12 protein-coding genes and 3 tRNA genes are annotated in these 15,156 nt (G+C 26.9%); 6 read left to right on the forward strand and 9 right to left on the reverse strand.

Annotated features, from left to right (window positions below; genetic code table 4):
- Positions 1-41: 41 nt before the first annotated feature.
- The gene (gene rmuC / locus AB5V95_RS01875) at positions 42-1,754 is read left to right on the forward strand and encodes a DNA recombination protein RmuC (protein WP_369085698.1); all 1,713 of its coding nucleotides are present in this window, start codon (positions 42-44) and stop codon (positions 1,752-1,754) included.
- Positions 1,755-2,029: 275 nt separating this feature from the next.
- Here the strand turns inward: rmuC and AB5V95_RS01880 are convergent.
- The 3 genes from AB5V95_RS01880 to AB5V95_RS01890 form a co-directional block, all read right to left on the reverse strand.
- Positions 2,030-2,105, reverse strand: a tRNA-Arg gene (locus AB5V95_RS01880).
- Positions 2,106-2,250: 145 nt separating this feature from the next.
- Positions 2,251-2,829: a DNA integrity scanning protein DisA nucleotide-binding domain protein gene (locus tag AB5V95_RS01885; protein WP_027122936.1), complete on the reverse strand. Its 579-nt coding sequence runs from the start codon at positions 2,827-2,829 to the stop codon at positions 2,251-2,253.
- A 15-nt stretch (positions 2,830-2,844) separates the two neighbouring features.
- Positions 2,845-3,255 carry a hypothetical protein gene (locus tag AB5V95_RS01890; RefSeq protein WP_369085699.1) on the reverse strand — a complete coding sequence of 137 codons (411 nt, stop codon included), beginning with the start codon at positions 3,253-3,255 and terminating at the stop codon, positions 2,845-2,847.
- 101 nt (positions 3,256-3,356) lie between these two features.
- Between AB5V95_RS01890 and pgk the strand changes: the two genes are divergently transcribed.
- From pgk to AB5V95_RS01910, 4 genes are all read left to right on the forward strand, one after another.
- Complete coding sequence (gene pgk / locus AB5V95_RS01895) at positions 3,357-4,550, forward strand: phosphoglycerate kinase (protein WP_369085700.1); 1,194 nt, start codon at positions 3,357-3,359, stop codon at positions 4,548-4,550.
- Positions 4,551-4,644: 94 nt separating this feature from the next.
- Positions 4,645-5,625 (forward strand): aspartate--ammonia ligase, encoded by a 981-nt coding sequence (gene asnA / locus AB5V95_RS01900; protein WP_027122939.1) that lies wholly within the window; start codon positions 4,645-4,647, stop codon positions 5,623-5,625.
- 644 nt (positions 5,626-6,269) lie between these two features.
- The gene (gene metK, locus AB5V95_RS01905; protein WP_027122940.1) at positions 6,270-7,406 is read left to right on the forward strand and encodes a methionine adenosyltransferase; all 1,137 of its coding nucleotides are present in this window, start codon (positions 6,270-6,272) and stop codon (positions 7,404-7,406) included.
- 11 nt (positions 7,407-7,417) lie between these two features.
- The gene (locus AB5V95_RS01910) at positions 7,418-7,984 is read left to right on the forward strand and encodes a redoxin domain-containing protein (protein WP_369085701.1); all 567 of its coding nucleotides are present in this window, start codon (positions 7,418-7,420) and stop codon (positions 7,982-7,984) included.
- Between the two features lie 194 nt (positions 7,985-8,178).
- Here AB5V95_RS01910 and AB5V95_RS01915 read toward each other — a convergent pair.
- Positions 8,179-8,252: transfer RNA gene (locus AB5V95_RS01915), tRNA-Trp, on the reverse strand.
- A gap of 33 nt (positions 8,253-8,285) precedes the next feature.
- Positions 8,286-9,389: a redox-regulated ATPase YchF gene (ychF, locus tag AB5V95_RS01920; RefSeq protein ID WP_369085702.1), complete on the reverse strand. Its 1,104-nt coding sequence runs from the start codon at positions 9,387-9,389 to the stop codon at positions 8,286-8,288.
- Between the two features lie 140 nt (positions 9,390-9,529).
- Here ychF and AB5V95_RS01925 point away from each other — a divergent pair, with 140 nt between their 5' ends.
- Complete coding sequence (locus AB5V95_RS01925) at positions 9,530-10,114, forward strand: thymidine kinase (RefSeq protein ID WP_027122942.1); 585 nt, start codon at positions 9,530-9,532, stop codon at positions 10,112-10,114.
- Between the two features lie 56 nt (positions 10,115-10,170).
- Here AB5V95_RS01925 and AB5V95_RS01930 read toward each other — a convergent pair.
- The 4 genes from AB5V95_RS01930 to AB5V95_RS01945 form a co-directional block, all read right to left on the reverse strand.
- A tRNA-His gene (locus AB5V95_RS01930) sits at positions 10,171-10,246 on the reverse strand.
- 163 nt (positions 10,247-10,409) lie between these two features.
- Positions 10,410-11,645: a hypothetical protein gene (locus AB5V95_RS01935; protein ID WP_369085703.1), complete on the reverse strand. Its 1,236-nt coding sequence runs from the start codon at positions 11,643-11,645 to the stop codon at positions 10,410-10,412.
- A gap of 360 nt (positions 11,646-12,005) precedes the next feature.
- A complete protein-coding gene (locus AB5V95_RS01940) occupies positions 12,006-13,283 on the reverse strand; it encodes a hypothetical protein (protein ID WP_369085704.1) in 1,278 nt (425 codons plus the stop codon).
- A gap of 179 nt (positions 13,284-13,462) precedes the next feature.
- Positions 13,463-15,154, reverse strand: coding sequence for a GIY-YIG nuclease family protein (locus AB5V95_RS01945; RefSeq protein WP_369085705.1), 1,692 nt, complete (start codon positions 15,152-15,154; stop codon positions 13,463-13,465).
- Positions 15,155-15,156: the final 2 nt, after the last annotated feature.

Genomic DNA, 15,156 nt, shown 5'->3' on the forward strand with positions numbered 1-15,156 from the left:
AAAAGCGAAAACCTTAATATAATTTATATTAAGGAGAATATATGAATGGATGACAAATGGCGTTATTGATAATATTAACTATATTTTCAATACTAACATTAGCAACGATACTATCACTCGTTATAGTATTTAAAACTAAACTTAAGAATAAAAACTCAACAGAAAATCAAGAGGAACTTAAAACCACTCTTAAACAAATTATTTTAGAAAACTTCGTTAATTTATCAGATGGCATTGGTAAACAGGTTACTGAACTAGTCAAAGAAAATGGCGAATTAATCAGCAAATTAAAAGATGAAAATAATTCGTTAATCACCAAATTAAAAGAAGAAAATAACAATATCACATTAAAAAATAATGAATTTGTATCAAGCTTAAAATCAGACAATAAAGATTATTTAACTAGCTTAGGAAACGTCAATAAAAGCTTTATTGATTTGCTTAAAGAACAAAACTCAATTACTAACAAAGAAAATACTGATCATATTAATGAAATCCATAACTTAGACAATGAATTTCATCGTAAACAAAACGAAAATATTATTTCAAAACATAATGAAATTAGTAATAAACTAGCCCAAAATAAGGGCGAACTTGAAAAATCGATTATCGATGAATATGTTAAAGTAAACTCAAATATTCAACGCGAAATTGAAAAAATTTATAAAAATAACAATGACCAACTTGAAATAATAACTAAAAATACTAATGCACAACTTGAAAAAATTCAGTCAAATATGAATCAACAAATCGAAAAAATCAAGGGTAATATCGATGAATACTTCCAAGACAAATTAGACAACAAATTAAAAGCACACTTCGATAGTGTTGACAAGTCAATGAATGATTTAAATAATACAATTATTTCATTTAATACTGTAAAAGTTGACATTGACAAACTAAATAAAAGCTTTAGCAATAGTAAGGGGATGGGTATCGTTGGCGAAGCATCTCTTAGAATGATATTCGAATCATGATTTGGCGCCGAAAATAAATTATGATTTGAACAGGTTTCATTAGACCAAATTATTAAAAATAAAACCATTAGCGATAGAAATGGAAATGGTGAAGGCGAAATCGTTGACTTTGTTTTCAAATTCAAAGGCGAAAATAATCAAGACAAATTTATTCCTATTGACGCTAAGTTCCCAAACACAAAATACACAGATTATATCGAAGCAAAAGACGACGATAGCAGATCAGCAGCTTTAAAAAACTTTACAACACAAATTAGAAATCAAGCAAAGTCAATTTCTGAAAAATATATTAAGCCAGAAATTACTACCGAATTTGCAATAATGTATTTACCAAGTGAAGCTTTATATGGCCTTGTACACATGGGAGGAAATTTATACAGAGAAATTCTAACTGATTATAAGGTTATAATTTGTTCTCCAAATACAGTTTTATGAACTATTACCGGAATTGTTTCTTTATATTTCAATAACCAAATGGAACAAAATATTGGTTCGATAAAAGAAACATTAAATATAATTTATAAAAAATATACTTCATTAATGGAAAAACTAAATAATGCTAAAAACTTCTCAGGAAAAAGTAATAAAGCAATTGAAGATGCTATTGATAATTTCAATGGTTTTTATGAAAGAATAACCAAAGATGCTAAAAAATTAGGCTTAAAAGACCCTAAAAATAGTAAAAAAACTCATGAAAATTATATAAAAAATGTCACAAGCGTAAATTTAGGAAATGTTGCTTCAGATGATAACGAAAATGACGAAGAAACTGAATAAGATAATTTAAAAATTAATTATTATTCATTATAAAAGCTCTCCTTCTATTTTTAGCAAGGCGAGCTTTTATATATTATTAAAAATCATTATACGAAATAGTTTAAATTAATCACTACTATTTTTATATTAAAGTTTATATTTTTCGAATGAATGACACAATATTATTTGAATACTAAACAAAAACCAGATAAATAAATCTGGCCTAAATTTTAAATATATTAACTATTCAAATTACAAGTTTTTAATGAAAGCATTAAAAAAAGAAATAAAAAAAATGGCGATCGCGGCAGGAATCGAACCTGCGACAACAGGCTTAGAAGGCATGTGCTCTATCCCCTGAGCTACGCGACCGTCGCATTAATTATTTTAGCACATTAAAAAAATATATGAATAAAAAAAATATTTTTTTATAAAGTAAGTCATTACTCTTCTAAAACCAAACTTTAATAAATAAAAATCCGCCATAAACTTTGGAGGATTTTACTAATTAAGATTACTAATCAATGTCTTTGAAAATATTAACTAAGGTTTCTTGTAAATTAGCCAAGATAATTGGGCTAAATTCACCATTTTTAGCGATAGTAACGCCCCCGTTTTCTTCACTAACTACAATTGTGGTTGCATCACAAATTTCACTAATACCCATTGCAGCACGATGACGGGCTCCATAACGGTTATCGATTGATTTTTTTGTTATTTTGTAATATGTTGCTGCGTAATAAATTTTATTGTTTCTAATAATAATCGCACCATCATGCAAAGGTGAATGTTTATTAAAAATAGAGATCATTAACGATGCCGAAATATTTGCGTCAATAATAACACCATCAGTTCTTAATAAATCTAAATTATCTTTGCCTTCAATTGTTATGATTGCGCCAGTTTTATTTTTAGATAAGTTTTCTATCGCTTCTTTAAGTTGGTAGATTATTCTAATCTTAGTTGATTTCCCTAAAGTCTTCTTTGATGTTTTATTTTTATTTAATGCTTTTATCCAAGTAAAAGAGTAGTTAATTGCTAAAATAACAAATATAAATACTACAAAAGCTAAAATTATATAAATTATATTATTCATATTTCACCTTAATTTCTATCATCACTTATTCAAACCAATAATCACAAGTAACATAATGATAATTGCGGCAACAAAAACGCTGATAATGATTCCTCTTGTTAATTTTGTAAGTGGCCTTGCTTTCGTTGCAGTCGGAGAGTCTGATCATTTATCATACTCAATATAGTTTTCGTATTTAGATCTTAATTTATTTTGTCTTTCACGACTTTTGTTGATTAAATCCGAATTCTTTTCATCCATTATTTTCATTCATCTAATATCTTGAAAGAATCCATAAATTTTCATCTCTGAATATTCTTTATAAAAAACAGCATTTTTTTTATAAGCGTGAAACTCAGTAATTATCTTACTTAGATTTTCTTTTTCAGGATCAAATGTTACTGTACGAGTATCTTTTTGTTTTTGCGCATTTAAAGTCTTTGCCATTGCAACCTCATTTCTATGTATTTGATTATATCAAATTTATAAATGTCTTTTTTTAGTTATAATAGATAATTATAGAATTATATAAATTTAAAAGGAGAAATATGAAAAAAACTATTCAAGACATTGATGTTAAAGACAAAAAAGTCTTATTAAGAGTTGACTTCAATGTTCCAATTTCTAAGGGCGAAATAGTTAACACAAAAAGAATTGTTGCAGCCTTGCCAACAATTAAACATCTATTGAAAAATGGCGCAAGCATAATTATATTTTCACACTTAGGTAGAGTCAAAGTAGAAGATGACAAAAAAACAAAATCATTACAAGTTGTTGCTAAAAAATTATCTGAATTATTAAATCAAGAAGTTAAATTTGTAAACGATACAAGAGGAAGAGAAGTTGAAGAAGTTTCTAAAAATCTAAAACCTGGCGAAATTATGATGATTGAAAACACTAGATTCGAAGATTTGAATAATAAAGCTGAGTCAGGATGCGATGAAGAATTATCTAAATTCTGAGCAAGCTTAGGTGATGTATATGTTAACGATGCATTCGGTGCTGCTCACAGAGCTCACGCTTCAACATATGGTATTGCTAAATATGTAAAAGAATCAGCAATCGGTTTTCTAATTGAAGATGAATTAAAACACTTAGGAAAAATTCTTGATGGTTTTGAAAGACCATTTGTAGCTATTATTGGTGGAGCTAAAGTAAGCGATAAAATTAAAGTTTTAGAAAAATTGTTCACAGTAGCTGACAAAATCTTAATCGTTGGTGGAATGGCATATACATTTAAAGCAGCTCTAGGATATAAAATTGGAACTTCATTATTCGAAGAAGATAAATTAGAATTAGCCAAATCATATCTAAGCAAGTATGCTGATAAAATAGTTTTACCAATCGACAATGCTTATACTGATGAATTTGCTGACAAAACACCTCAATTTACAACTCCAGAAGATCAAAATATTCCTGTTGGATTCGAAGGTTTGGATATTGGTCCAAAAAGTATTGAATTATTTGATAAAGAAATTCAAAATGCAAAAACAATTTTCTGAAATGGTCCAGCAGGTGTTAGTGAATTTGTAAACTTCGCCAATGGAACAAAAGGTATTGCTATTTCTATTGCTAAAAATTCAGATTCATATTCAGTTGTTGGTGGCGGGGATTCAGCAGCAGCTGTTGAAAAATTAGGATATGAAGATAAATTTACTTTCATCTCAACAGGTGGTGGAGCTTCAATAGAATTCATTCAAGGCAATGTTTTACCTGGTATTGATATAATTAGCAACAAATAATTTTATTAATTAAAAATTTAACCAAGCATCTCGCTTGGTTTTTATTTCTTAATGAATCTTATAAAAATATTGATATTTTATGTAGAATTAAATCATGAAAAAAGAAAAACTTACTTTAAAAGAAACTCAATATGCTATTGAAAAATTAAAAGATTATTTTTCACACATCCTAAGAAAAAAACTTAATTTAGTCAGAGTTAGTGCGCCTTTATTTGTCAGAAAAGAAAGCGGGCTAAATGACGGGCTTTCGGGAGAAAAAGCCGTAATGTTTAATGCTAAAGGAATTGAAAGCGATTTAGAAGTAGTGCATTCACTTGCCAAATGAAAAAGAGATGCATTAGCTCGTTATGATTTTCGCGTTTATGAAGGCTTATACACAGATATGAACGCAATCAGAAGAGAAGAGGACTTGGATAATAAACACTCATTTTATGTTGACCAATGAGATTGAGAATTAGTTATTAATAAAGATGATCGTAATATTAAATTTCTAAAAACAATAGTTAATAAGCTATATCAAACTCTTAAATTAACCGAAGCCAAAATTAACAGAATTTATCCTACTCTATCTAAAAAATTACCAACCAAAATAACATTTATCAATAGTTTAGATTTATACAAACAATATCCAGATTTAAATGCCGAACAAAGAGAATATGAAGCGGTCAAAAAATATGGAGCTATTTTCATATATCAAATCGGAGATGATTTGCCTGACGGCTTACCTCATTCAAAAAGAGCCAAGGATTATGATGATTGAAAATTAAACGGGGATATGGTTGTTTATGACAAAGTTAATGACCAAGCTTTAGAAATTAGTAGCATGGGAATTAGGGTAGACATTTCTTCACTAAAAAGACAATATAATCTAACTGAAGAAGAAATATCAAAAATTAGTCCTTATCACAACAAATTAATAAAAGGCGAATTACCTTACACAATTGGCGGAGGATTAGGCCAAAGTAGAATTGCCATGTTTTTATTAGAAAAATCTCATATTGGCGAAGTTCAAGTAAGTGTATGAGATGATGAAACTCTAGATTTAGCAAATAAAAAAGGTATAGCAATTTTATAGTTTTTAAAATTCGGAAACAAATCCGAATTTTAAAAACGCATTTTTCTATTATGATGTTGGCATAAATACATATGTAAAGTTGCGTAACACAACTGCATTAAGCATGGGACAAGGTGGATAGTGAGGGATTTATCTAACACGCATATACTCAGTTTTTTTAAAATTCTTCTAATAAAAGCCTTATTCATTCTTAATTTATACTTGCATTTAACATTACTAAGAATAAAGTTTTATATTTAAATAACTAAAAAATTGATGGTATAACGTGATAATAACTGTGTTAAAATGGTTTTTAAAATAAAGATATCAAAATCAAAGATTTAAATTTAGCTCCATTTTTCATAAAAAATAATTCAAATAACATATATGATGCAAATAAGGGTAAATTCTTTATTTTAGAAAACGAATAAAATTAATCAACAAACAATTAAAAGATGATATTAATTAATAAAATAAGTCTGTAAAATTATTTTTTGATTATAATATAGAAATATTATTAAAAATACATAGAGAGTTGCTTAGCATAACTGCAATGAGGCATGCCAACCTACTAAATTAGCAAGGTGGATAGTGAGGGATTTATCTAACATGTATATACTTGTTATTTTTAAAAACCTTCTCTATGTAAGAAAGGTTTTTTATTTATGAAAAAATTACTTACATCAGAAAGTGTTGGAGCAGGACACCCTGATAAAATTTGCGATCAAATTAGCGATGCCGTTTTAGACGGCTTATTAAAACACGATCCTAAAGCAAGAGTTGCTTGCGATGTTTTGGCTAACAATAATATTATTTATATTGGAGGTCAAATTACAACTAAAGCTTACATTGATACAATCAAAGAAGCTTGAAAGGTTTTAAAACCATTAGGATATACCGAAAATGATTTCAATATAATTAATGGAATTTATCCACAAAGCCCAGATATTGCAATGGGAGTTGATAAAAAAGAAGACCATGAGTTGGGTGCAGGTGATCAAGGAATATTATTTGGTTATGCAACTGATGAAAATGAATATTTTATGCCTTGACCAATCGTGTTGAGTCATGAGCTTGTAAAAAGAGCAGAAAAATTGAGAAGAGCCAATAAATTTCATTGAGCTAAAAGTGATATGAAATCGCAAGTAACTGTTGAATATGATGATGAAAACAATTCAATTCAAGTTAAAAAAGTGCTTATGTCAATTCAACATGATGAAAACTTTGATGAAAATAAGTTTAAAAAATTCATTAAAGAAAACATTATTGATTATGTTATGAAAAAACATAATTTAAACTTAGATTATGAAATATTGATTAATCCTACCGGAAGATTCGTTATTGGTGGACCAGTTGGTGATACCGGGCTAACCGGAAGAAAAATAATTGTTGATACATATGGTGGATTTGCTCATCACGGTGGTGGAGCATTCAGTGGCAAAGATGCAACAAAGATTGATAGATCAGCTGCTTATATGGCAAGATACATTACTAAAAATTTAGTAGCTGCTGGTGTTGCTAAAAAATTAGAGATTCAACTATCATACGCAATTGGTTTACCTCGCCCTCAATCAATATATGTTGAAAGTTATGGAACATCAAAATTCAGCGACGAAGAAATTGCTAATGCAATTTATAAATTATTTGATTTAAGTGTTGAAGGAATAATTAAAACACTTGATTTACAAAAACCAGTTTATTTACAAACTGCAACATTTGGACATTTTGGTAGAAATGATTTAGATCTTTCATGAGAAAAATTAGATAAAGTTGATACAATTAGAGAACACTTTAATATATAGGAGAGAGTAAAATGTGCAACTGTCAAAATAATAAATTAATTACAAATTTAATTGATTCGGAAATAATTAATTTCGAAACTAAAGCTTATCAAAAAAATAAAGGTGTTTTTGATTTTAACATCAACAATATTAAAAATAGTGAAGGAAAATGAACAATTTTGTTTTTCTATCCAGCAAACTTCACATCACTATGCAATAGTGAAGTTTTAGATCTTAACGCAATATTATCAGACATTGAAAAGGATAATATTCAAGCATTCGTCGCTTCATGCGATAGCGTGCATTCACATTTTGCATTTGCCAACAGTTCGGAACAAAACAAGCAAATCAATTTAACATTTATTGATGATAAAAATTCAAAAATAGCAAGAAGTTTGGGAATTTACAACTTTGATAACGGTTTATCATATCGTGGAACATTCATTATAAGCCCCGAGGGAATTATTAAAGCTTATGAAATCCATGACTTTAAAATAGGTCGTGACGTTAAAGAAGATTTTAGAAAAGCTAAGGCAGCTAGATATGTTGCTAATAATAACAATTCAGCTTGCTCAATCAAAGAAGTTGGAAGACAATAAAACAAAGGCAACGAAAAGTTGCTTTTGTTTTTGTTTTTTTAAAAAAATACTTAATTTAAAATAAAGTGAAAATATATCTAATTTAAAAAGTTTTTTTTCAATTGTACAATACATTAACAATCAAAATATATTCAATTTTAAGAATAAAAATAAAACGAGCAGAACTCGTTTTATTTTGGTTATTAATAATAATATGGCAGGGGATACAGGAATCGAACCCGTACATGAGGGTTTGGAGTCCTCAGTTCTGCCTTTAAACTAATCCCCTATACTATCACTAATATTATAACAATATAAAAAGTTATTTAGCAACTTTGAAATAACAAACATCGCCATCTTGCATTAAATAATTTTTACCCTCTAGATTCATCTTGCCAGCTTCACGAGCACCTTTTTCACCGTTATATAAAATATAATCTTCATATTTAATAACTTCAGCTTTAACAAATTTCTTTTCAAAATCAGTATGAATAATTCCGGCGCATTCTGCTGCATTCATTGAGTTAGTAAATACCCAAGCTCTAGCTTCAATTTCTCCAGCAGTGAAATAAGTTGACTGATTTAGTAATTTAAAACTTTCTTTAATAATTGTATTTATTCCTGATTCTTTAATATTATATTCTGATAAAAACATTATCTTTTCTTCGTCGTCAAATTGAGAAACCTCATATTCAATTCTTATACATATTGGAATGATAATTTCGTTTAGACTTTCTAGGTGATTTTTTAATTTTAAATAATGTTCTGCTTCTGCTAAGTTTTTAAAACTTTGAGTATCTAAATTAGCTACATAAATTGTGGGCTTAGCGGTCAATAACTGATATGACTTAATGACATTTTTTTCTTCTTCACTTAAGTCCAAATTTTTAATCATTTTTTCATTTTGCAATGTTTCTCTAATTTTAAGTACTGTTGTATATTCAAACTTAAGTTCCTTATCGTTAGTATTTTGCGCTTTTTTTCCAATTCTATTTATCACATTTTCAATAGTTTGTAAGTCAGCTAAAATTAACTCTAAATTAATAACATTTAAGTCTGCGATAGGATCTATTTTATTTTTAACATGCATTATATCGCTGTTTTCGAAACATCTAATAACATGTACGATTGCATCAACTTCACGAATATTAGCTAAAAATTTGTTTCCCAAACCTTCACCTTTTGAAGCGCCTTCTACTAAGCCAGCAATATCAACAAATTGAAATGTTGCTGGGACTATTTTTTTAGCGTTTACTATCTTAGCTAATTTTTCTAATCTTTCGTCTTTTAAATTAACAATAGCCACGTTAGGCTCAATTGTTGTAAACGCATAATTAGCTGATTCTGCTTCATTTAATGTTAGAGCTGAAAATAATGTACTTTTACCGACGTTAGGCAATCCTACAATACCTGCTTTTAAACCCATAATTTCTCCTTTAATAATTAATAGATAAATGATATTAATATTATAAATATTTTTATTTTTAATAATCTAATTAAAATTTATAAATGTTATTTTATTTTGCTATAAAATAATTTTACTTTAAATATAAAGGGGGAATAACTATGTATAAAATATTTAATGAAGGGATGATAGAAATCATAACTGGTCCAATGTTTAGCGGTAAAAGTGAAGAGCTTTTAAGAAGATTAAGAACGCTAGAATATGCTAAATTAAAACCATTGGTAATAAAACCAAAATTTGACACTAGATTTTCAGAAGAAGAAATAGTGAGCAGATCTGGTGTTAGACATAAAACACATATATTATCAGACATCAGAGAAGTATATGACTTATTAAAATTTGACACATATAAAGCTATTGTTATTGATGAAGCGCACTTTTTTGGCAAAGATTTAGTCGCAGTCGCTGATAATTTAGCGAATTTAGGTTATTTAGTGATTATCGCCGGACTTGATCAAGATTATCTAAGAAGACCATTTGGTCCAATTCCAGATTTATTAGCAATCGCTGAGCGTGTCACAAAATTACAAGCAATTTGTGTAGTTTGCCAGCATGCAGCTTCAACTAGCTTTAGAAAAATAGAATCTAATCAACAAAATTTATTGGGCAATTATCATGAATATGAAGCAAGATGTCGAAAATGTCATAACAAAGGCGAAAAACAAAAACAGCAAAACGTAAATTAGTTTGCTGTTTTTTTATTATTTCATCATCGCTATAATCAAAAAAAGAATAAAAAAAATGGGGCGTTCGAAGGGAATCGAACCCTCGTATGTCGGAGCCACAACCCGATGCGTTAACCACTTCGCCACGAACGCCATTAAATTTATTTGCTTAATAATTTTATCATATTTTTTTATTATGTTTAATTTTTGTAAATTATTGTGCGATTAGAAGCAAAATATGTTTCTGATTATGTTTTTTAATAAAATAAAACCCAAGCATAGAATGTTTGGATCTAATTTTGTTACTATCTGTTTTTTATTGAATATTTATATTTTCGTTCCTTTTTTCAATATATTTTTCAATATAAAACATTTTTATTTCATCCCTTGTTAATAAATATAAATGTGAAAGGGGATAAGTGATAATTGATGTAAATATTAATCCATGTGTGCTAAATAATATTCCAAATATATAGAATGGAGCTATAATATCTTTATTTCCTAGATATTCGCTAGCCACAATAAACGAAACATTAAATATTCATAAAAATACCGACATTATAATTAACACAGTTTTTGACAATTTCGTATTGGTTTTATTATCTATATTTTTTGCGATTGCAAATGATATAAATATGCAATAAGTAATTAATACCAAATAGCATAAAATTGATATTACATTAAATTTATTGAAACCAATTAATATTGAACTTTCTTTATAATAATCTTTTTTGTAAAACAATAATGTTAAAACAACAACATATCAAACAATAGAAAATACAATGCTTATTATTGTTAGATTTTGTCTTTTTGTTAATGTTTTTATTTCTTCATCATTCTTTTTTAAATATTTTTTTATTTTTAAAAATCAATAAAGTTCAAATGAATTATTTAATTTTTTTTCAAATATTTTAGATAATTCCTTTGTCGAGATTATATTTTTTAATTTTCTCTTTGATACATTATTTTTTGAAAGAAATATTGTTATTAATTCAAAACCTATTAAACAATTTTTATATTCGTTTAATAATATTTCTAAAATTTCATATTTGTTTAATTTATCCAATTTAGAAATATATTTTTTATATAAATCACTTATTCCGTCAAATTCAAAATAGTCGAAATATTTATAAAATTCTTTTTCATTTTTATTTTCAAATTTAGTTTTTTTTATTTTTTTCTCTTCTATTAATAATTCTTTTAAATATGAAAAAGCACATCTAATTCTAAAATTCAACTTAATAAATTTTAAAGACTTATATAAATCATAGTCTGAATAGTAAATGGCTTTTTCTGCCGAGTAGTTTCTAATAAAAGAGAGTATCGAAGCTAATATAAAAAATGTAATTAAGGCCACACAAAATAAAATCCAGTAAACATTTTTTATATCGTTCAATATTTGCAAAATGATAAAAGTTATCACTGGTCCAAAAAATAAAACAAGTATTAACCAACCTATATAATTTCTTAATATATTTTTTCAACTTTTTAATGGGGTTATCTCTTCTTTTGCCAGTTTTATTATTTCGTGTAATTTCTCTGTTGTTTTCATTTTAATAATTATAATATGAGTTCATATCTTCTATATATCTTTGTTTACTGATTTTTATAATTTTCATCTAAAGGGTCTATATTTTTTCTATTTTATTTATCAATATCTCAATATCTTTTTTTGAAAAATTTTTAATTTTGTCAAAATCTTTCAATTCATTTTTTTAAGCAATTCGATCAATTTGCTAAATTATTTTGTTTTTATCAAATTTATAATTTGATTCACTAATGATAATTTATCTTCAATTTTTTGAAATTTTTGCGTTATTTGCACAAACATATTTACCCTCTCTTTTTAATAATTTGTCCAATAAAAATATTCCTATATCTTCACTATTAAAATTTAAAGCAATTGCGATATTTATAGAAATAAAACATCGATGATTTTGCTGAATATACCCGTATAATCTAAATCGCTATTTTTAAACTTTCCATATGACACATACAGTAATTTATTGTCATGAATGATGATACCTGCATAACCATTATCAGCATTCGATAGATCGTCGATATTATCGTTTTTAGATTTATAAATATGTTGGATTTTATACAATTTGCCTTCGCCGGTTAAAATATCTTCGTATTTGCCTTTTCATAGCATAGGACCGATTGAATATAATTTCTTATTTAGAAAATTATTAAATTTTTTCGGACTTACTTGTCTAAAGGTTATATATAAATTACCATCTTTGTCATACACTACTTTATGACGATCGCCACCTAAATTTTCATTGACTTTTCCAACAAATTCTCAACTATTCATACCGTCACCACTTTTTAGAACATATCCAGAAGTTTTGTTTTTATCTATACTTCTTACTATCATTGTGTATTCATTTAAATTGTTTGGGTTTTGAATTATGCAAGGCTCTGCAAAATCATTGGGATGATTATTAATTATTTTTAATTCAGTAGGTCTGGTAAATTCAAGTTGTTCACTATCATTAAAATACAATTCTGTTTGATAAATTATTCCATTATAAGAATGAAATAAACACTTTCATCTATTTATTTTCTTTCCATTTTTATGCAATTGAGATACAGAAGAAAAAGCAACAATAGCATCGACATTGCCTTTTGGCAAATAATACTGTTTTCTTTTGGCAAGTGGCCCAAAAAAGTTTTCATGGTCAGTTCAATTATCCAAATCATTTGATAAAGAAACATCAAAACCTTCGCCTCTATTAATTATGTAATTTCACCCAGGGCGACCACTTACTGAAATGTATTTTCTTTTATTTATATTTTCGCCATTTTCATCAACAAAGTTTAGTTCATGCAATGTTGGGGTCTCTTTTAAATTATTAAAAGAATTGGGTAAATCGAGCTTATTAATTCATGTTTTTCCTAAATCATAACTCTTTTTAGCTATTTGTCTTCCTTTGCCATGACCTTGCACATAAAAAACATATAACACTAATTTATCATTTTCCATTTTTGAAATATAATCAGGATGAGCTAAATAATTGCCCTCAGATTTATTTGAGACTTCATATATTTCATTATTATTATTTGACAAATTTTTATAAATTAGATTGAGTTTAAATGGTTCAATAAATGCTAATACAGTCGGTATTGTCGAAATTGCCAATATAGATGATAGCGATAATAAAGCTGCTAATTTTACTCGTTTTTTCATTTTAATAAAATTATATCATTAAAATATAACGATAAATTTCTAGCTTCAATATAGAATAAACAAAAAAATCCACTCACCAATTAATTTCTATGAGCGGATTTTTGATACTAATTAAGAATATAATTCTCTATATAAAATTGTAGATATTTCTTATTTATATGAATTTTGTCCGCATAAAACTAGATGCGATTTTCAATAATTTTTTTTGCTAGTTTATCACCAACAACATTTCTAAGTTCATCTTCTGAAGCTAAATTAATATTTTTATAACTTTCAAAATAATCTAATAATTTTTTAAGAGTTTTTTCACCTAATCCATCAATTTTCAATAATGGATTATTAAATATTGTTTTTGTTTGTTTTTTATTATATTTATTTTTAACAAATCTATCAACTTCAGTCTGCATTCTCGATAGTAAATCAAAAACATCTGAATCATCAATAAATATAACATTTCCAAATCTGTCAATAACAGAATGAGTTTCATGTCTTTCATCTTTTATTAGCCCAAATATTGGTATATCAATACTTAAAACGTTCATTGACTTAATTATTTCATTAATTTGTTGTAGTGAACCGTCTGCTAATATTACATCGATATCGTTACTAAATTCCTTTAAATATTCATAAGAGGTTTGACGCATATATTCAACATCAGCATGTCTTAATAAAGAATCGTCAAGATTATAATAACGATAAAATTTTTTAACCGGTAAGCCCTCTTTAAAATATGCGGCGCCACCTATTACTTCTTTAGTGCCTTTCAAAAAAGAATTATCAAACAATACAATTCTGTCAGTGTTTGTGTTTAAATATGTTGAAAGGTTTTGTTGAGCAATTGATGTTCTTTTCATTCTATTATTAAAATCTTCAATTTTATTTTTATGATTATTTTTGGCGTTTTCATAAGCAAAATCAATTAAAGATTTATGCTGTTCATTGTTTTGAATAAAAAGTTCCAAATTTTGGTTTATATCGTTTAATATTTCATTTTCAATATTTGATGCAATAATATCGGGTAAATTATTATTTGCATAAAACTCGTTAAAAAATTCTTCGTAAAAGTTATTTAACGAGGTTTTAATTTCTAAAATAAAATCTTGTTGATTAATTAGTGAACCGCCACGATAAAACATCACATGAATCAACATCATTTCATTAATTTCATAAAAACCAAATACATCAATGGACTTTTGATTTTTTATAAAAATTTGTTGCTCCTGTTGATTGTAATTTAACAAATCAAGAATATCATTATAAAATTTGGCCGCTTCAAACAAATTACTGTCAATAGCTTCTGATATTTTATTGTCTAATTCTTTTTTAAACTTTAAACCAAATCTCATAATTTCTTTAGCTTCTTCAAATTTTTTGATTGCAAATTCTTTACTTTGATTTTTATTAATTAGTCCGTCTTCAGATAGCAATAAATGGTTTAAATATCTGAGTAATGGTTTAAAATTTTTATTATTAGGCAACGGACCATAATATATTGCATTCTTTTCTTTATGATAATTATTTTTTATTTCAATAGATAATTTGAAATCAGAGCTTAATTTAACTCTTATATACGGAAAAGATGATTGCGAGGGAAATAAAACATTATAAAAAGGGCGGTAAAAGTCAATTAGTTTTCTTTCTTGGATAAAAGCTTCACGATCAGAAGATAAAACTATTGTTGAAAAAGATGCTATTTTTTCTAGCATCTTAGGAGTTTTGTATGAGTTAATCATTTTCTTATCAAAATATTGGCTCATACGATTTTTTAAATTCTTTGCTTTTCCTACATAAATAACTTTGCCGTTTTTATCTTTTCATAGATAAACGCCAGGGCTAGAAGGAACGTCCTTTATTAATTCTTTATCAATCATAA

Origin of the sequence: Metamycoplasma spumans (genome assembly GCF_041026625.1) — a bacterium.
Lineage (GTDB): Bacteria > Bacillota_I > Bacilli_A > Mycoplasmatales > Metamycoplasmataceae > Metamycoplasma > Metamycoplasma spumans.